Annotated in this window: 16 protein-coding genes; 4 read left to right on the forward strand and 12 right to left on the reverse strand. The window is 67.9% G+C overall.

All coding sequences use genetic code 11. The annotated features are described in order from the left end of the window. The first annotated feature begins 74 nt into the window (after window positions 1–74). The gene (locus ACPTTF_RS18235) at window positions 75–1508 is read left to right on the forward strand and encodes an aldehyde dehydrogenase family protein (RefSeq protein ID WP_423367637.1); all 1434 of its coding nucleotides are present in this window, start codon (window positions 75–77) and stop codon (window positions 1506–1508) included. Between the two features lie 526 nt (window positions 1509–2034). Here the strand turns inward: ACPTTF_RS18235 and ACPTTF_RS18240 are convergent. Then, window positions 2035–2829, reverse strand: coding sequence for an aminoglycoside phosphotransferase family protein (locus ACPTTF_RS18240; RefSeq protein WP_423367638.1), 795 nt, complete (start codon window positions 2827–2829; stop codon window positions 2035–2037). 237 nt (window positions 2830–3066) lie between these two features. On the opposite strand from ACPTTF_RS18240, the gene ACPTTF_RS18245 reads away from it, so the two are divergent. Both ACPTTF_RS18245 and ACPTTF_RS18250 read left to right on the forward strand, forming a co-directional pair. Then, window positions 3067–5187: a penicillin-binding protein 1A gene (locus ACPTTF_RS18245; RefSeq protein ID WP_423367639.1), complete on the forward strand. Its 2121-nt coding sequence runs from the start codon at window positions 3067–3069 to the stop codon at window positions 5185–5187. Window positions 5188–5195: 8 nt separating this feature from the next. Then, window positions 5196–5807 carry a trimeric intracellular cation channel family protein gene (locus ACPTTF_RS18250; protein WP_423367640.1) on the forward strand — a complete coding sequence of 204 codons (612 nt, stop codon included), beginning with the start codon at window positions 5196–5198 and terminating at the stop codon, window positions 5805–5807. Window positions 5808–5894: 87 nt separating this feature from the next. Here ACPTTF_RS18250 and ACPTTF_RS18255 read toward each other — a convergent pair whose 3' ends face one another. The 10 genes from ACPTTF_RS18255 to ACPTTF_RS18300 form a co-directional block, all read right to left on the reverse strand. Further along, window positions 5895–6281 (reverse strand): VOC family protein, encoded by a 387-nt coding sequence (locus ACPTTF_RS18255; protein WP_423367641.1) that lies wholly within the window; start codon window positions 6279–6281, stop codon window positions 5895–5897. Window positions 6282–6392: 111 nt separating this feature from the next. Continuing rightward, the gene (locus tag ACPTTF_RS18260; protein ID WP_423367642.1) at window positions 6393–7214 is read right to left on the reverse strand and encodes a heme ABC transporter ATP-binding protein; all 822 of its coding nucleotides are present in this window, start codon (window positions 7212–7214) and stop codon (window positions 6393–6395) included. A 19-nt stretch (window positions 7215–7233) separates the two neighbouring features. Beyond that, complete coding sequence (locus ACPTTF_RS18265) at window positions 7234–8322, reverse strand: FecCD family ABC transporter permease (protein WP_423367643.1); 1089 nt, start codon at window positions 8320–8322, stop codon at window positions 7234–7236. A gap of 15 nt (window positions 8323–8337) precedes the next feature. Then, on the reverse strand, window positions 8338–9255 hold the full coding sequence (locus ACPTTF_RS18270) for a heme/hemin ABC transporter substrate-binding protein (protein WP_423367645.1): 918 nt from the start codon (window positions 9253–9255) through the stop codon (window positions 8338–8340). Then, on the reverse strand, window positions 9252–10343 hold the full coding sequence (locus ACPTTF_RS18275; protein ID WP_423367646.1) for a hemin-degrading factor: 1092 nt from the start codon (window positions 10341–10343) through the stop codon (window positions 9252–9254). The genes ACPTTF_RS18270 and ACPTTF_RS18275 overlap by 4 nt, the downstream gene beginning before the upstream one ends. Before the next feature lie 49 nt (window positions 10344–10392). Then, window positions 10393–12660: a TonB-dependent hemoglobin/transferrin/lactoferrin family receptor gene (locus tag ACPTTF_RS18280; RefSeq protein WP_166956319.1), complete on the reverse strand. Its 2268-nt coding sequence runs from the start codon at window positions 12658–12660 to the stop codon at window positions 10393–10395. A 268-nt stretch (window positions 12661–12928) separates the two neighbouring features. Further along, window positions 12929–13156 (reverse strand): hypothetical protein, encoded by a 228-nt coding sequence (locus ACPTTF_RS18285; RefSeq protein WP_059523273.1) that lies wholly within the window; start codon window positions 13154–13156, stop codon window positions 12929–12931. A 187-nt stretch (window positions 13157–13343) separates the two neighbouring features. Next, window positions 13344–13727, reverse strand: a complete 384-nt coding sequence (locus ACPTTF_RS18290) for a DUF6232 family protein (protein ID WP_423367647.1) — start codon at window positions 13725–13727, stop codon at window positions 13344–13346. 124 nt (window positions 13728–13851) lie between these two features. Further along, window positions 13852–14112, reverse strand: coding sequence for a DUF2866 domain-containing protein (locus ACPTTF_RS18295; RefSeq protein ID WP_011353838.1), 261 nt, complete (start codon window positions 14110–14112; stop codon window positions 13852–13854). 206 nt (window positions 14113–14318) lie between these two features. Then, window positions 14319–15485 (reverse strand): porin, encoded by a 1167-nt coding sequence (locus ACPTTF_RS18300; protein ID WP_423367649.1) that lies wholly within the window; start codon window positions 15483–15485, stop codon window positions 14319–14321. A 309-nt stretch (window positions 15486–15794) separates the two neighbouring features. Here ACPTTF_RS18300 and ACPTTF_RS18305 point away from each other — a divergent pair, with 309 nt between their 5' ends. Next, window positions 15795–16601, forward strand: coding sequence for a MetQ/NlpA family ABC transporter substrate-binding protein (locus ACPTTF_RS18305; RefSeq protein WP_166956328.1), 807 nt, complete (start codon window positions 15795–15797; stop codon window positions 16599–16601). 150 nt (window positions 16602–16751) lie between these two features. On the opposite strand, the gene ACPTTF_RS18310 is transcribed toward ACPTTF_RS18305, so the two are convergent. Next, window positions 16752–17867: a succinylglutamate desuccinylase/aspartoacylase family protein gene (locus ACPTTF_RS18310; protein WP_423367651.1), complete on the reverse strand. Its 1116-nt coding sequence runs from the start codon at window positions 17865–17867 to the stop codon at window positions 16752–16754. Window positions 17868–18045 lie beyond the last annotated feature (178 nt).

The following is an 18045-nucleotide window of genomic DNA, read 5'->3' on the forward strand; positions in this document are numbered from 1 at the left end:
TTATCAGAACAGTAATGGTTTCCTAGACTGCGTGTCATGACGGCTTGTCGGACACGCGAACAGGAGTACGCACCATGCAACGCATCGAACAGATCTACATCAACGGCGAATTCGTGACGCCGCACGGCGACGAATGGTTTGACCTGCACGACCCGAGCACCGAGCAGGTGATCGGCCAGGTCCGCCTCGGCGACACGCAGGATGCCGAGCGGGCGATCGCCGCGGCCAAGGCTGCGTTTCCCGGCTGGTCGCGCACCACGCGGGAAGAACGGATCGCCGCGCTCGAGCGCATGCGCGACGCCGTCGTCGCGCGGGAAGACGACCTGATGGAGGCGGTCGTGACCGAATACGGCGCGCCGGTCGAGCGCGGCCGCTGGATGGCGACCTATCCGGCCGACACCATCCGGCAGGCCATCGCCGCGCTGGAGACGTTCAAGTTCGAGGAGCAGGCCGGCTCGGCCCGCGTGATCATGACGCCCGTCGGCGTGGCCGGCCTGATCACGCCTTGGAACAGCGATGCGGGGTTCATCTGCAACAAGCTGGCCACCGCGCTGGCGGCAGGCTGCACCGCGGTCATCAAGCCCAGCGAGATGAGTGCGATGCAGACGCAGGTCATCACCGAGGCGCTGCATGCGGCGGGTTTGCCCAAGGGCGTGTTCAACATCGTCAACGGGCGCGGCGACGTGGTCGGCGATGCGATTTCGCGCAGCCCCGACGTCGCGAAGATTTCGTTCACCGGCTCGTCGGCGGTGGGCCAGCATCTGGTGAGCGCCGGCGCGGCCACGATGAAGCGCGTGACGCTGGAGCTCGGCGGCAAGTCGCCGACGGTGGTGCTCGACGATGCGGATTTCGCAGCCGTCGTCCCGCTCGTGCTGCAGGCGGGATTCATGAACAGCGGCCAGGCATGCATCGCGGGTACGCGCGTGCTGGTGCCGCGCCATCGGCTCGCGGAATTCGAAGCGGTGATCACGCAGGCGGTGGCGCACGTGCGCTCCGGCGATCCGCGCGATGCCGGCACCGACATCGGGCCGATGGTCAGCGCGAAGCAATGGGAGCGGGTGCAGCACTACATCCGCATCGGGCAGGAAGAAGGCGCGGTGCTGCTGGCGGGCGGTGAAGGGCGGCCGGAAGGTCTGCACGCCGGGTGGTTCGTGAAACCCACGGTCTTTTCCCGGGCGAACAACCGGATGCGGATCGCGCAGGAAGAGATCTTCGGCCCGGTGCTGACCATCATCCCTTACGAGGACGATGCCGATGCGATCGCCATTGCCAACGATACGCGCTACGGCCTGAGCGCGGTCGTGCTGGGCAAGGACCCCGAACGTTGTGAGCGCGTGGCGCTGCAGATCGATTCCGGCCGCGTGCTCGTCAATACGCTGGCTCACGAGCCGCTTGCGCCGTTCGGCGGTTTCAAGCATTCGGGGCTGGGGCGGGAAATGGGCCGGTGGGGCATCAGCGCTTATCTGGAGCCCAAGACCCTGATCGGGAGCGCAAGCCGGGTCGCGTGAGCCGGCACTCGCAATCGATGCCCCTGTACGTCGTGCAGGGGCGTTTGCGTCTCTCATGCTGCTGCGTCACACATGGATCGCCGGTGATCGGGAGCGCAAGCCGGGTCGCGTGAGCCGGCACTCGCATTCGACGCCCCTGTACGTTGTACAGGGGCGTTTGCGTATCTCATATGGCTGCATCACACATGTATCGCCGGTGATCGGGAGCGCAAGCCGGGTCGCGTGAGCCGGCACTCGCAATCGATGCCCCTATACGTCGTGCAGGGGCGTTTGCGTCTCTCATGCTGCTGCATCACACATGTATCGCCGGTGATCGGGAGCGCAAGCCGGGTCGCGTGAGCAGGCACTCGCATTCGACGCCCCTATACGTTGCGCAGTGGCGTTTGCGCATCTCATGCGGCTGCATCACACACGTGTCGCAGGTGAAAAGGCGCTGCCGGTGATGGCAAGCCTCGGAGGCGGAACAGACGCATGTGGCGCGTCCAGACGATGCACGGCCACTGGCGAATGTTGCTGCGTTGCGCGCCTACAAGCCCAGTGCGTGTGCGGCGAGTTGCGCGACCGCCAGCGACGTATCCGGCGGCAGGTCGTCCTCCCTCAGCCACACGGCCGACAGGCCCGCCCACGCCAGAATCCATTGCAGCAGCCGGCGGCGATCGAGTTGTGCGGCTTCGGCCACACACACGACGCGTTGCGCGAAGCGCACCGGATCGACCGCGATGTCCGGCGCGGGATTGCAGAACAGGTTCGCGTAGTCGAACGCGCGATCGCCGCGCAGCGCTTTCGGGTCGATCGCAAGCCAGCCGCGATCGCCGAAATGAAGAATGTTGCCGTGATGGATGTCGCCGTGCAGGACGACTTCGTCGACGCCAGGCCCGGCCAGCAGCTCACGCGCGATCGCCGCCGAGCGGCGCAGCACGTCGTTGCCGGTGTCGTCCGACAGCAGCGCACGGAACCAGTCGTCGAGCGGCACGACCGAAACCGGCCCCGGCGCGTGATGCGCATGCAGCCGCGCGACGACGCTGCATGCGATGCGCATCGTGTCGTCGTCGTGGCCCGATGCCGACAAGGCGGCCAGCGTCGGTGCCGGTTGCGCGCGTTCGAGCAGGACTGCGTCGCCGTCGTGCCGCCACACGTGCGCGGCGCCATGCCCGTTCCACCAGGTCATCAGCGCGTTGCCGCGACGCTCTTCGTCGCAGGTGGCGACCTTCAGCATCGCGGGCCGTGCTTGCCAGACGACAGGCAGCAGGCCGCCGCTCGCGGTCAGGATTGGGCCGCCGTCGGGTACGAGGCCCCACAGGCCGAGGTATCGATCGAACATCACACGATGCTACAGGCGAACCGGATCGCGTGCAGCGCGGTTTGCCCGACGGTGCGTCACGCGGTCGCAGGTGTGGCGTGAACGGCCGCGGCACGCTTTCCTAAATAAAATTTAGCCAGCCAAACTTTAGCTAAAGAATGTTCCGGTTTCGCGCGATCCCTTCGACAATGCGCGCCTTTCGTGACCGGTCGGCGCCTATTGCGTGCCGGCCGTCGCAGCATCGAAGAAGGAGCCCGTATGACCGACCACACCGCATCCCCTCCGCCGCCACCCGCGCCGCCGCCGCGCCGCCGTCGCGTATGGCGCACGCTCGCGGGCGTGTTGCTCGGCCTGACGTTCGCGTGCGCGGGCATCGGCGCATGGACGATCCAGCGCATCTGGACGCAACTGCCGTCCGTCGAGCACCTCGCCGTCTATCGTCCCGCGCTGCCGCTGCGGATCTTCTCGCGCGACGGCGATCTGCTCGCCGAATACGGCGTCGAGCGTCGCGAGTTCGTGCCGCTCGAACGCATCCCGCCGCTGATGCGGCAGGCGCTGCTCGCGGCCGAGGACGCGAAGTTCTACCAGCACGGCGCGGTGGATGTCGGCGGCCTCGCGCGCGCGACGTTCGCGAACGTCGTAACGGGGCAGCCGGGGCAGGGCGGCAGCACGATCACGATGCAGGTCGCACGCAACTTCTACCTGACGCGCGACAAGGTGCTGAGCCGCAAGCTCGCCGAGATCCTGATGGCGACCAAGCTCGAACGCGAATACAGCAAGGACAAACTGCTCGAGCTGTACATGAACGAGATCTATCTGGGCGAGCGCGCGTACGGTTTTGCAGCGGCCGCGAACGTGTATTTCGGCAAGCCGCTCGACGCGCTGAACGCGGGCGAGGCGGCCGTGCTCGCGGGGCTGCCGAAGGCGCCGTCCGCGTTCAACCCGGTCGTCAATCCGGCGCGCGCGACCGCGCGGCGCAACTACGTGCTCGGGCGGATGCATGCGCTCGGCCAGCTCGACGACGCGACGTACCGCGCGGCCGTCGACGCGCCGATCGCGCTCGCGACCACGCCGCCGCCGGGGATCGTCGCCGCGCCGTACGTCGCCGAACGCGCGCGCCGCATGATGGTCGAGCGCTTTCACGACGACGCCTATACGCTCGGCCTCGACGTGACGACGACGATCTCGATGCGCGACCAGCGCGCGGCCGAAGCCGCGCTCCAGCGCACGCTGAGCCGGCAGCCGGCCGCGAAGCGCGACGCGCGCAACGGGCTCGAAGGCGCGCTCGTATCGCTCGACGCGGCCACCGGCGACATGCTCGCGCTCGTCGGCGGCGCGGATTTCAACCGCAACGTGTTCGACCATGCGCTGCAGGCGTATCGCCAGCCGGGTTCGAGCTTCAAGCCGTTCGTCTATTCGGCCGCGCTGGAGAAGGGCTACTTCCCGGGCGTGCTCGTCGACGATACGCAGCGCACGCTCACCCATGAGGAAACCGGCGCGCGCCCGTGGCGTCCGCGCAATTTCGCCAACAACTACGAGGGTTTCATCCCGGTGCGGCGCGGGCTCGTGCGCTCGAAGAACCTGGTCGCGGTCAGCCTGATGCAGGCCACCGACGCGCGCTACGTGCAGCAGCACGCGGTGCATTTCGGCTTCGACGCGCAGCGCAATCCGGCGTCGCTGCCGCTCGCGCTCGGCGCGGGCGCGGTGACGCCGCTCGAACTCGCGAGCGCGTACAGCGTGTTCGCGAACGGCGGGACGCGGATGGAGCCGCGCCTGATCCTGTCGGTGAAGCAGCGTCACGGCGGCGCGATGTACGAGGCGACGATGCCTGAAGGCGCGCGCGTCGTGTCGGCGCGCAACGCGTTCATGATGGACAGCATGCTGCGCGACGTCGTGAAGGCCGGCACCGCGCGCGGTGCGCTCGCACTGCGCCGCGACGACGCGGCCGGCAAGACGGGCACGTCGAACGGGTCGAAGGATGTGTGGTTCGCCGGCTACTCGTCGGGCATCGTCGCGGTTGCGTGGCTCGGCTACGACACGCCGCGTCCGATGGGGCGTGCGACCGGCGCGACGCTGGCGCTGCCGGTCTGGCTCGACTACATGAAGACGGCCGTCGATGGGCGTACACCTGTGGACGCGACGCCGCCGCAGGACGTCGCGCTCGTCGACGGCGATTTCGTCTACGCCGAATACACGCGCGGCACGTGCACGGCCGACGTGCCGTCGTACATCCGCAGCCGCTTCGCGTGCGGCGGCGCGGCTGCGCCGGACGCTTCCGATGCGCCGGCCGGCACCGGCAAGCCCGACGAGCCGATGCCCGCGGCCGTCGACGCGGCCGAGCGCGAACGCGTGCTCGACCTGTTCCGTACCGACGACTGACGCGCACCATGCATACGCTTTATCTGATTGCGATCGTCGCGGAAGCGATGTCGGGGGCGCTGATGGGCATGCGGCGCGGGATGGACCGCTTCGGGCTCGCGCTCGTCGGCGCGGTGACGGCGCTTGGTGGCGGCACCGTGCGCGACGTGCTGCTCGGCCACTATCCGCTCGGCTGGATCGCGCATCCCGAATATCTGGTGATCACGCTCGTCGCGGCAACCGTCGCATCATGGGTCGCCCGGCATGTCGCGCGAATGAAGACGCTGTTCGTCACCGTCGATGCGATCGGCCTCGCCGCCTTCACGATCATCGGCTGCGACGTCGGCGCATCGACGGGCACCGCGCCCATCATCGTCGTGCTGGCCGGTGCGATTACGGGTGTCTGCGGCGGGATGCTGCGCGATCTGCTGTGCAACGAGATGCCGCTGATCCTGCGCGAGGAACTCTATGCGAGCGTCGCGTTCGTCACGGGCGCGCTGTATGTCGGGATGCAGCACCTCGGTATCGATGCGGGCATCGCGACGGTTGTCGCACTGGCGGCAGGGTTCTCGATGCGGATGCTCGCCGTGCGGCTCGGCTGGAAGATGCGGACGTACGGCGCGGCGGACCTCGAGCATTGAGAAGGGGGCTCGCCACCCGCGCGGCGGGTGACGGCGCGAGCGGCGCCGGCTCGGGCGTTCGGGTGAGCGCCCGGGCCGACCGGAACGTCAGTCGGCCTGCATCACCTGGAAGACGTTGCCTTCCGGATCGATGCCGTCGTACAGCGTGTACGCGAACCCGTCATAGCGCTTGAGATCGCGCACCGTCACGCCGTCGCCGGCCAGCCGGTTGCGATGCACGCGGATGTCCTGGCCGATCGAGAACACGAACTTCACGTGACTGGTTTCCGCGTGCGCTTTCGCATCGGCAGGGACTGCGTGGCGGAACGCCGGGCCGGCGAGATGCAGCGCGAGCTCGATGGTGCCTGCGCCGAGCACGACCCACTCGTTTTCGATTTCCTCGATGACGGGCAGATCGAAATACCGTTGGTAGAACGTCTTGAGCAACGCGACGTCCTGGACGTACAGGATGATGCGGGTCATCGGAAGCGGCACGTGGGTCTCCTTGACGGGATGCGCGAAGCGCGAATGATGCGTTGTAAAAATCGTTGCTGTCGATCATGCATGACGTCGCGCGACGCCATGCCCATGCGGCACGCGCCCGCGCTACGCGGGCACCATGACCGGCGGCGCACCGTCGCCGGTTTCCACCATCTTCACCGAAAACCCGTAGCACTGCGCGATATGCGCGGGCGTCATCACGTCGCGCGGCGCGCCGTGCGCGACGATCGTGCCGTCGGCGAGCATCGCGATCGAATCGGCGTGGCGCGCGGCGAGGTTCGGATCGTGGACGATCGCGAGCACGCCGAGCTGCCATTCGCGCGCGACCGAGCGCACGGTATCGAGCAAGCGGTGCTGGTGCGCGAGATCGAGCGCGGCGGTCGGCTCGTCGAGCAGCAGGTAGCGCGGGCCGCTTTCCGTGGCGTCGTCGTCGGGCCATAGCTGCGCGAGTACGCGCGCGAACTGCACGCGCGCAAGTTCGCCGCCCGACAGCGTCGTGACGTCACGGCCGACGAGTGCATCGGCGCCCGCGCGTTCGAGTGCACGCCACGCGATGTCGCGATCGCGGTGCGACGTCGCACCGCTGCGCCGCGCATGCGGATAGCGGCCGAGCAGCACGATTTCGTCGACGCTGAACGGAAAGGCCGGCTGCGCAGCCTGCGGCAGCACCGCGCGCAGGCACGCAAGGCGCGGCGCGTCGATGCGCGCGAGCGGCTCGCCGTTCAGCGTGATGTCGCCGGTCACGCGCACGCCGGTCGGCGCGACGCTGCCGGTCAGCTCGCCCGCGAAGGTCTTCAGCAGCGTGCTCTTGCCCGCGCCATTGCGGCCGAGCAGCGCGGTCACGCGGCCGGGTTCGATCGACAGCGACAGGTCGCGGAGGATGGCGTTGTGTCGGCGCGCGACGTCGAGGTGATGAGCGGTCAGCATGGTCGTCGTGAAGAAAGGGTTACCCGCCGAGCGCGCCGCGGCTTTTCCACAGCAGCGCGAGAAAGAACGGCGCGCCGAGCAGCGCGGTCAGCACGCCGAGCGGAATTTCGGCCGGTGCCGCGACCGTGCGCGCGGCGAGATCGGCGGCGAGCGTCAGCAACGCGCCGAGCAACGCGGCGCCGGGCAGCACGACGCGCTGGTCGGGGCCGCACGCGAGGCGCACGCAATGCGGCGCGACGAGCCCGATGAAGCCGATGATGCCGGCGCACGACACGAGCGCGCCGACCGCGAGCGCGACCGCGACGAGCACGCGCCGCTTCAGCCGCTGCACCGGCACGCCGAGGTGCAGCGCTTCGGTTTCGCCGAGCTGCAGCGCATTCAGCGCGTCGCGTTCGCGTGCGAGCAGCACGCAGCCGATCGCGACGCATGGCGCGACGGCCGCCAGCGCGGACCATTGCGCGCCGCCGAGGCTGCCGAGGCTCCAGAAGGTCAGCGAGCGCAGTTGCGCATCGTCGGCGACGAACGTGAGCAGCCCGATCGCCGCGCCGACCAGCGCGTTGATCGCGATGCCGGCGAGCAGCAGCAGCGGCAGCGCCAGCCGGCCGCGCGACGCGGCGAGCCGGTAGACGAGCGCCGCGACCGCGAGCGCGCCCGCGAATGCGGCGACGGGCAGTGCGGCTGCGCTCACGTGCGAAGCAAAGAGGGCGGGGCCGAGCACGATCATCGTCGTCGCGCCGAGCGCCGCGCCGCTCGATACGCCGACGAGCCCCGGATCGGCGAGCGGATTGCGGAACAGCGCCTGCATCGCGGCACCGGTCGCACCGAAGCCGCCACCGACCAGCAGCGCCAGCGCAACGCGCGGCGCGCGGATGTCGAACAGCACCGCGCGCGCCTGCTGCGCGGCCGCATCGCCGGTCAGCGCGGCCCAGGCTTCCGCGAGCGGAATGCGATACGCGCCGACGCACAGCGCGGCGACGGACATCGCGCATACGAGGCCGGCGAGTGCGGCCAGCGCGCACGGCGCAAAGCGGCGTGACGTGCCGATGCGCGCCGCGCCTGCGCGCGATGCGTGCGACGACGCGGGAAAAGGCGAAGCATGAGCGGGCATCGGGTCGATCCGGAATCAGGCGAGCGCATCCGACAGCCGTCGGTGCAGGGTCGTGACGGCGAGCGGCAGGCGCGGGCCGAAGCCGAGCAGGAACAGCGCATCGAGCGACACGACGCGTTGCGCGCGGCCGGCCGGCGTCGCGCCGAAGCCGGGCGTGGCGAGCAGCGCTGCGCGTCCGCCGACGGCCGCGAGCCCTTCGTCGGAGATCAGCACGACATCGGGCGCGGCGGCGGCGAGCGCCTCGGTCGTCAGCGGCTTGTAGTGATCGAAGCCCTGCATCGCGTTGCGCGCGCCCGCGTAGCGGATCATCGCGTCGGCGGCCGTGCGCTGGCCGGCGACGAGCGCCTGGTTGCCAGTATGGTTCAGCACGAACAGCACGCGCGGCGGTTGTGCGCCGCCGGGCGAGCGGGTAGCGACCACGTCGCGCGCGGCCTGCCAGTCACGGTCGAAGCGTTGCAGTAGCGCGGCGCCGGCGTCGCGCACGTCGAGCGCCTGCGCGACGCCGGTGATCTTCGCGCGCACCGATTCGACGTCGTGGCGTTCGTCGAACGTCGTCACCGCGACGCCGGCGCTTTTCACCTGCGCGATCGCCGTGGGCGGGCCGGCTTCCGCCGATGCGAGCACGAGATCGGGCCGCAGCGACAGCAGCCCCTCGGCCGACAGTGCGCGCTGGTAGCCGACTTTCGGCAAACGCTTCGCGGCATCGGGATACGTGCAGGTCGTGTCGGCGCCGACCAGCCGGTAGCTGCGCGTCTCCGCGCCGCCGAGCGCGAACGCGGTTTCCGCGAGTGCGCCGCCGATCACGACCACGCGTTTCGGCGCGGCCGGTGCAACCTGGGCGAGTACGCTGCCGGGCAGCGCGCCGGCGAGCGCGCCGGCCGCCGCGCTCGCCAGTACGGCGCGGCGGCGCGGATCGAACGGTCGCGCGCTCACCGCGCGTCTCCACGTGCCGCAGGCGGCAGCGTCGCGACGAGCGCGCGCCAGTCGTCGCGTTCGACCTTTCCGGGCTTGCGCTCGCCGAACAGCAGCGCGACATGGTCGCCCTGCCGGTCGAACAGCTCGAGCGACGTGACGATGCCGTCGCTCGTCGGCTTCTTCACGACCCACGCGGCGGCGATCAGATCCTCGCGCACGTGCAGGTTGAAACCCGGGTCGAGCACGTTGATCCATGCGCCGACCTCGCGCACGTTCGCGACGGGGCCCGTATGAATCTGGATCATCCCCGCATTGCCGACGAACACCATGATCGGCTGGCCGCTTTGCGCGGCCCGTTCGAGCACGTGGCGCAGCGCATGCGCGGTCTCGACCGGATACGCGTATTGCGGATCGGCGAGGCGCAGCGCCTGCATGCGGCTCACGCCGAAACGCTGCGTGATGCCGAAGAACTGATGCGTGTCGGTCATCGCGCCCCACGCGGCGCGGAAGCCCGCGACGTCGATCTCGGTGTCGGCACGCTCGGGTGTCTTCGGCGCGGCGGGCGCGACCGCGAGGCCCGCCTCCTGCGACGGCGCGCGCCAGCGTTCGACGAATGCGTCGTACGCGGCGTGGTTGCTGTGCGCGCGCAGGTAGACCTTGTGGATCGCATGGCCTTGCGCATCGAAGAACTGCAGGCTCTTCAGCGGGCCGTGCGCGGTCTCGTCGCGCACCGCGAACGCCGACACCCAATGGCGGTAGAAGATGCGCAGGTCGATGTCGCCGAGCGCGAGGCCGACGGGCCCGTCATGGCTCATCTGCGCATATTCGCCGTCCTTTTCGTGGACGGCCGTGTCGTTGCGCGTGAGCGCCATCACGCGGCCGAGGCGCGGCATTTCCTCGAACATCGCCGGAAAGCGTGCGTCGAGCCGCACGACGTGCTCGCCGACGAACGCGGCGAGCGCCTCGCCTTCGCTGACGCCGAGCGCCTGTGCGACGTCGCGGTTGCGCAGCTGGCGCTCGGTCTTGAGCTTGATGAACGCGTCGCGCAGCGCGGCGGCCGCGCGGGCCGGCGTGGCCGGTTGACCGGGAAGGGCGGATTGCATCATGTCGGACTCCTTCAAGTAACGGTTGGGGTGGCAGCGCGCGCGGCGCGCATCAGAAATCCACTTTCATGCTGACGGCGACCGTGCGTCCGGACGACGTATAGGCATCGAGCACCTGCGAATCGGCTGCGATGCCGCGCACGTCCGACCAGTTCCAGTACTTGCGGTCGAACAGGTTGCGGATGCCGATCGTCGCGCTCACGTGCTTGTTGAAGCGGTAGCCGCCGCGCAGGTCGACGACGAACGACGACGGCGGCGAGAAGCACGCCTTGTTCGAACAGTCGGACTTGTCGATGTCCTTGTCGCGTTTCGCCGCCTGGAACAGCAGGTCGGTCTGCACGAACCAGCGGTCGGTCGGCTCGTAGCGCACGCCGAACACGGCGGAGAACGGGTTGACGGTGTTGAGCGGCTGGCTGGCCGCGCCGTCGTTCTGAGTCGAGCCCTTCGTGAACGCCATCGCCGTCTTCAGCGTGATGCCGTTCGGCATCACCCATTCGGCGCGGCCTTCGAGGCCGTGAATGCGCGCGTCGGCGAAGTTCACGTACTGGAACACGAACGGGTCGGCCGGCCGGCCGCTGCCGGCGATCGTCGTGCGCGAGATGAAGTTGCGGTAGCGGCCCGTGAACGCGGCCGCGCTGTAGCGCACGACGCCGTAGCCGGTGCCGGCCTTGCCGCGCAGGCCGGCTTCGAACGTGTCGCTCGTCTCGGGCTTCAGGTTCGGGTTGCCGATCGACGTGTAGCCATACACCGGGTTCGAGAAGCTGCTGTTTACCTGGTCGGGCGTCGGTGCGCGGAAACCGTGCGCGTACTGCACGTACGGAATCACTGCGGGCGTGATCTCGTAGAGCACGGCGACGCGCGGCGACAGTTCGTTCGCGCTCGTCGACACGGCCTTGCCGGTGAACAGCGGATCGTTTTCGGTCGGGCTCAGCCGGTACGTGTCGAAGCGCAGGCCCGGCGTGACGAGCAGGCGGCCGTAGCCGATCTGATCCTGCACGAACGCGCCGAACAGCGTGTAGTCGGTGTCGGGGAACGCCTTGTTCGGGAACGCCTCGCCGACGCCCGGCACCGTGCCGTCGCGCAGGTTTGTCACGCGCGACACGCTGCCGTCGACGCCATACAGCAGCTTGTGCGCGAACGGGCCGGTCGCGAAGCCGCTTTCGGCGAACGCGGAGCCGCCGAACGTGCGTTCCTTGTACTGGTTGTCGCGCGAGCGCGAAGGCTGCTTGCCGCGTGTCTCGAACGCGTACTGGTCCTGCTTCGCGTCCTGGTAGTAGAACTGCACGTGTGCGGTCTGGAACCAGCGGAACGCATCGTCGCGGAAATCGTAGTCGACGCTGAAGCGGTTGCGCTCGAGCCGGTCGTAGGTCGTGAGGCCGAGCGTGGTCGGCGGGCTGATCGCCGACAGCACGTCGGTGCTCACGCGGCGTTGCACCGTTTCGGCGGTGAACTTGATCGTGTCGCGCGTGGTCGGCGTCAGCACGAGCTTGCCGAGCAGCGATTCCGAATAGACGTCCTGCGGGTTCGACGTGGTGCGTAGCGTGCTCGCCGAGTTGTTGCTGCCGCGCGTGTCGACCTCGTGGCCGCGCCGGCCGTCGGCGATGATCATCCCCTGGATGCGATCGTTGCCGCCCGCGGCCGACACGGTCGCGCCGATGCTGCGGTCGGCCGAGTCGTAGCTCGGCCGGAACGAGAAGTAGTAGGGCTTGTTGTAGATCGACAGCAGGTCGCGCGGATCCTTCGTGATGAAATTCACCGCACCGGTCAGGCCGTCGCTGCCGTACAGCGCCGAGGCCGGCCCGCGCAGGATCTCGATGCGCTTGAGCGTGTCGAGATCGGCGTAGTCGCCGCGCCCCGCTTCCAGCGGGCCGAATGAAAACGCGTTGGGCAGGCGGATGCCGTCTTCCATCAGCAGCACGCGATTGCCTTCGAGGCCACGGATGTTGATGCTCGAATCGCCGTCGCGGCCGCCGCCGAGGGCGGCGCTGCCGGGCCGGTACGCGGTGCGGCGCACCGTGATGCCCGGCTCGTAGCGCAGTGCGTCCTTGATGTTGGTGGCCTGCTGTTCCTCCAGATCCTCGTCGGTGATCACCGAGACGGACGCAGCCGTGCGGCTCGCGGCCGTAGCGGTGCGGTTGGCCGTGACGGTAACGGGGTCGAGCAGCGCCGCATCGCCGCGCGTGGACGCGGCGACGAGGAGGGTGGAAGGCAGGGTGGCGCCTTGCGGCGACGAATCGGCGTGAGCCGGGGCGGCGGACAGGCCGAACGCGCCGAACAGCGCGGCACAGATCGGCCGCCGCGCCAGCGTATAGCAATGCACAGGTGGTCTCCCATTGACGAAAACAAGCCCGAAGGCTGGCTGGGTGACGCGTTCACCTGGCTGGCCCGCCCGCGCGCGGAATGCGGCGAGCGGCGAATTGAAAGGCAACTGATAATTTTGCCAGTGTAAATGAGAATTATTATCAATACAAGAACGGAAAGCGGCTCGCGTGGGTGAGCGCTCACCTGCGCGGCTCGGGCGAGCCGCGGCGGGAAACAAGGGAGAAACGCGAGCCCTGGCGCAAGCCCGTTATTCGCGTGAACAGGCCCTACGCGAGTGCTTCGATACGGATCAGCAGGTTGCGCGCATGCGCGATGAACGCGTCGTGCGTCGCGCGATCGCCGTGGCCTTCGAGGCCGGCCTGTTCGGCGAACGCGATCTGTTCGGTGTAGAGATCGACGAGCGCACGGCGTGCGTCAGGGGGAAGCGCGCGGATCATCGAAACGATCAGCAGTTCCTGCGCGCGAAGCGTGCCGGACAGCGTCTGGACGTTCATGCTGGCCTCCTCGGACGATGCGGCGGCGAGCCGCTCTTTCCATACTAGGCGGTCGGCGTACGCAGCGCAGGCGAGGTGGTGGTGGAACCTGATTCGACGGCGCAATCGAGCGTGCCGTTGCGCGACGCGAAACGCGCCATGCGCGGCCGGGCACCGCGCATGGAAGCGTGCAGGGATGCGAACGGAATCAGCCGGCCGTCGTTGCGGCCTGCGCATCGCGCACGACCTGCGCGACGCGTTCGACGAATTCGACGTCGACGCTCGACAGCGCTTCGCGCTTGCCGTCGGGCATCTCGACCATCAGGCGATACGTGACGTCCTGCGTGGCCCACGCGAGATAGCCGACGACGGCGAGCATCACGCCGACGACGAGCGCGGCGCTCGATGCGGCGATGCCGCCTGCGACGGCGATGGCCGCGCCGATCAGCGAGATCAGCGACGGTACGAGGCGGTTCTTCGGAATCTTGACGACATCGACCTGGCGGATGTCACGCAGCGCGAATACCTGACCGGCGGCCGACAGGCCGTTGCGCGTGATCATCACGCCGCGTTCGTTGAATGCGTTTTCCATCGTGTGTTGCGTGGACGAAAACGCGCAGCGTAGCAGGTTTCGGTGCTGCATCAAACGAGACCGACTGCCGCACGATGCGTGCGGCGCGGCCGAAAGACGGGCAGCGGGTGGAACAGGAAGGCGTTCAGAACTGCAGCCGGCCGTCGCCGTAAAGCCGGCCCGGCACGTGCGAGGCGACGACCTCGGCGATCTCTTCGTCGGTCGATTCAGCCGGCACGATCTGGCGCCGCGCGGGCGCGTCGAGATGCATCGTCCATTCGACGAGCCGGTACGGGCGGCCCCACGGGCGCTGCATTTCGACCGATACGCGGCAGCTCTGGACCGGCATCGAGTGTTGGCACGTCAGAATCGCGTGCAGATGGCTGAAAACGGTATCTTCGATCATCATGGCCTCCGATCCTGTCTTGTGGGCAATCGATGGCGGCGCCGTCGGCATGTAAAAAAAAAGCCGCCGATGCTCAGGCGGCCAACAGGGGGGGTGAGAGCATCCTCTCAGCCCAGAATTAAGCGAAACTTAAAAGCACATAAAAAAGCGCCCCGCGTGGAGCGGGGCGCTTCTTGCCGTCGTGATCCGCGAGTTAAGCGGATGCTTTAGAACTTGTGACGGATACCGATACGTGCGGCGATCTGGTTCTTCGAACCCGTGCCCGACGTGTTGAAGTAGCTGGTGCTCGAGCCGATCTGCGCTTGCACGCCCTTGCCCGATGCCTGCTGGTACACGACCAGGCCGTACACGTCCGTACGCTTGCTGAGTGCGTAGTCGGCGATACCGTTGACCTGGTTCCAGTGCCACGAATTGCCGCTCTGCGTCGCGTTCGTGTACGTGTAGCCGAGGCCACCCGACAGAGCCGGCGTGAACGCGTACTTCGCGCCTGCTTCATACGCGTTGTAGAACGTGCCGCCCGCGCCCGACACGGTCGAGAACTGCGTACGCGTCCACAGCAGCCATGCCGTTGCCGGGCCCCAGACGTAGCGGCCGCCCACGCCGTAGGTGCGCAGGTCGCGGACGTTGCCCGTGCTCAGGTTCGCGATGTTGGTCGAGTAGTTGGAACCGCCCGCCGGCGTCAGCGACTGGCTCGGGTAGCGGATGTCCGTGTACGCAGCGCCGACCGAGACCGGGCCGTTCGCGTAGTTCAGGCCGAAGCTGTATGCGCGCGACGAGCCGCCCGTGTTCGCGGTGCCCGAACCCGGTGCGCCGGCGAAGTCCGTCGAGTTCGAGAAGCCGTACAACGCGCCGAACGTGAAGCCCGAGTAGTTCGCGCTCTGGAACTTCACGGCGTTGTTGATGCGGCTCGACGTGAGCTGGTCGATGTCGTTCACGTGGTACGCGTAGTTACCTGCGACCGTGTTGCCACCCGTCGAGTAGTTCGAGCCGAGGATGTCGGTCGAGAACGAGTACTGGCGGCCGAACGTGACCGTGCCGTATTGCGACTGGCTCAGGCCGACGTAAGCCTGACGACCGAAGATTGCGCCGCCCTGACCCAGTGCGCCGGTGCCGCTGCTGAAGCCGCTTTCGAGCACGAAGATCGCCTTCAGGCCGCCACCGAGGTCTTCGGTGCCGCGCAGGCCCCAACGGCTGCCCTGGGCAACGCCGTCGTCATACTTGAACAGCTTGCCCGTGCCGCCGTTGGCGGTCTTGCTGTGGTTCACGTAGCTGATACCGGCATCGATGATGCCGTACAGGGTCACGCTGCTTTGTGCGTGCGCCGTGCCGGCCGTTGCTGCCAGGACGGCGATGGTCAACAGTTTCTTGTTCAAAGGATTCTCCGAGCGAAATAAATGGCGTGTCCAGTTGCGGTTTCGGCGCTCTCTGTGGGCGCTTTCACGTACCGGCGGCAACTTTATCGAGGGGCCACGTAATGAATATGACAGCGACTGTCATATGAAGAATGTGTGGCGCCGATGCGACACTGAATTCTGCCCGGTTGCGCTATCCGGGGTTATACCGAATTCGGCTGAGAATCGATCCGGATCAGGAATATGCACATGAAATAAGCTTGGTTGGTGGCGTTCCGGCCCCATGCCACGATCCGTGCTCCAACAAACGACACGGGACAAGAGGACACCATGCGACGTTCATTCCTGACCGGCCTCGGCGCGCTCGCAGCCGCACTGGCATTCGCGGCGCCTGGCGCGCACGCCGACCCGCAAACGCTGAAGATCGGCACGATGAGCGGCCCCGACGCGCAGATCTGGACCGAGGTGACGAAGGTCGCCGCGCGCGAAGGCCTCGCGATCAAGGTCATCGAGTTCAACGACTACGTGCAGCCGAACGCGGCGCTCGATTCCGGCGACCTGGACGCGAACGGCTTCCAGCACCAGCCGTTCCTCGACAGCCAGATCAAGCAGCGCGGCTACAAGATCGTCAACGTCGGGCTCACGTACACGTCGCCGATGGGCTTTTATTCGAAGAAGCTCAAGTCGCTGAAGGATTTGCCGGTGGGCGCGAAGGTCGGGATCCAGAACGATCCGTCGAACGGCAACCGCGCGCTGCTGCTGCTGCAGAAATACGGCGTGATCAAGCTGAAGGCGGGCGTCGGCACCAACGGCGTGAACGCGACGCCGCTCGACGTCGCCGAGAACCCGAAGAAGATCAAGATCGTCGAACTCGACGCCGCGCAACTGCCGCGCGCGCTGCCCGATGTCGATGCCGCGTCGATCAACACCGACTACGCGGTGAAGGCCGGGCTCACGCCGGTGAAGGATGCGATCGCGATCGAGGACCTGCGCGGGCCGTACGCAAACCTGATCGCCGTGCGCGCGCAGGACAAGGACAAGCCGTGGGTGAAGAAGCTCGTCGCGGCCTATGAATCGGACGACGTGCGCAAGTTCATCGACCAGAAGTTCGGTGGCGCGATCGTGCCGGCGTTCTGAACGCCCACGTGTGCCGCCGCCCGGCCGGAGGGATGGCCGGGCATTCCGGAAAGCAAATCGCCCGCGCAAGCGGGCGATTTCGTTGGTGAGCGCGGGGTGTGCGCAGGGTGTGCACACTACGCGCCGTGACCCGGCGCGCAGGCCGGCCGCTCAGGCCGACAGCAGTGAACCCGTGCGGATCGCGGTCGCGCCTGCGATGCGCGCGACTTCCATGCCGGCCGTCGCGAAGCGCACGATCTGGCGCGCGTACAGCACACCCGACACGCTGCTCTTCAGCGTGACGACGCGATCGGTCAGCGGATCGACGATGTCGGCCACGGCCTGGCCGGCCTCGATCATCGCGCCGACCGGCGTGCGGAACACGATCACGCCCGACACGGGCGCGACGAGCGGATCGGTGCCCGCGAGCGGCGTGGCCGGATGCGCGAGCGGCGGCAGCGGCGCCGGCGTGCCTTCGACGACACCGCGCTCGGTCAGGTATTCGACGATCGCCTGCGCGTCCTTTTCGGCGAGCTCGTACGACACGTCGCGCTCGCTGCGCAGTTCGACCGTGACGGAAATCGCGCCGTTCGGGATCGGGAAGCGGTCGCCGAAACGGTTGCGCAGGTCCGACCAGCAGAAGCTGTGGATCTCGTCGAACGGGTTGCCGACCGAATTCAGCGCGAGCAGCGACGCCTGCGCGTCGAGATAGCGCGACAGCGGCTCGACCTCGGGCCACAGATCGGGATTCGTGTAGAGGTGCATCACCGCATCGCTGTCGCAGTGCAGGTCGAGCACGATATCGGCGTCGAACGACAGCTTCTGCAGCGCGAGGCGCTGCGAGTCGAGCTCGGTGCGCGGCTTCTGCTCGTCGAGCGCTTCGCGCATCGCGGCGCGCACGGCGACGAGGTTGTGCTGCGCGTCGTGCGTGAGGCGGTGTTCGACGCGCGGCAGCACGAGCGCCGCGAGATCGTAGAAATTGCGGTTGAAATTCTGCATCGAGCCGAGCTCGAAGCGGCCGAGGTGATCGCCGAACACGTGCTGCGACAGGCCGATCGGGTTCGGTACAGGCACGATGACGACTTCGCCGCGCAGCTTGCCGGCCGTTTCGAGCGCGGCAATCTTGCGGCGCAGCAGCGTGGCGACCAGCATGCCGGGCAGTTCGTCCGCGTGCAGCGACGACTGGATGTAGACCTTCTTGCCGCCGCGCGGGCCGTAGTGAAAGCTCGTGATCTGGCGTTCGGTACCGACGGCGGGGGAAATCAGCGGATGGGTCTGCGTTTGCATGATGGGGAGTGCGGCGCAGCCGCGAATGATCCGGTGTGCGTGGAAGATCGATTGTACGTTGCCTTCCTCGCCGCCATCAAACCGGCGCCAGAGCACCGCGATTCTCGTTGAGAATCATCAGCTTGGTGCGGAAAAAATAACGCTGCGGCCGCGGCGCACGAAAAAAAACGGGCTCCTT

The organism is Burkholderia crassaminum, from assembly GCF_964265005.1.
GTDB lineage: Bacteria > Pseudomonadota > Gammaproteobacteria > Burkholderiales > Burkholderiaceae > Burkholderia.

Excerpts from the sequence above, each read along its gene's own strand:
- ACPTTF_RS18305 (WP_166956328.1), top strand. The coding sequence starts at position 15,795 with ATGCGACGTTCATTCCTGACCGGCCTCGGCGCGCTCGCAGCCGCACTG.
- ACPTTF_RS18265 (WP_423367643.1), bottom strand. The coding sequence starts at position 8,322 with ATGCCCGCTCATGCTTCGCCTTTTCCCGCGTCGTCGCACGCATCGCGC.
- ACPTTF_RS18295 (WP_011353838.1), bottom strand. The coding sequence starts at position 14,112 with ATGATCGAAGATACCGTTTTCAGCCATCTGCACGCGATTCTGACGTGC.
- ACPTTF_RS18235 (WP_423367637.1), top strand. The coding sequence starts at position 75 with ATGCAACGCATCGAACAGATCTACATCAACGGCGAATTCGTGACGCCG.
- ACPTTF_RS18310 (WP_423367651.1), bottom strand. The coding sequence starts at position 17,867 with ATGCAAACGCAGACCCATCCGCTGATTTCCCCCGCCGTCGGTACCGAA.
- ACPTTF_RS18290 (WP_423367647.1), bottom strand. The coding sequence starts at position 13,727 with ATGGAAAACGCATTCAACGAACGCGGCGTGATGATCACGCGCAACGGC.
- ACPTTF_RS18275 (WP_423367646.1), bottom strand. The coding sequence starts at position 10,343 with ATGATGCAATCCGCCCTTCCCGGTCAACCGGCCACGCCGGCCCGCGCG.
- ACPTTF_RS18240 (WP_423367638.1), bottom strand. The coding sequence starts at position 2,829 with ATGTTCGATCGATACCTCGGCCTGTGGGGCCTCGTACCCGACGGCGGC.
- ACPTTF_RS18285 (WP_059523273.1), bottom strand. The coding sequence starts at position 13,156 with ATGAACGTCCAGACGCTGTCCGGCACGCTTCGCGCGCAGGAACTGCTG.
- ACPTTF_RS18245 (WP_423367639.1), top strand. The coding sequence starts at position 3,067 with ATGACCGACCACACCGCATCCCCTCCGCCGCCACCCGCGCCGCCGCCG.
- ACPTTF_RS18260 (WP_423367642.1), bottom strand. The coding sequence starts at position 7,214 with ATGCTGACCGCTCATCACCTCGACGTCGCGCGCCGACACAACGCCATC.
- ACPTTF_RS18250 (WP_423367640.1), top strand. The coding sequence starts at position 5,196 with ATGCATACGCTTTATCTGATTGCGATCGTCGCGGAAGCGATGTCGGGG.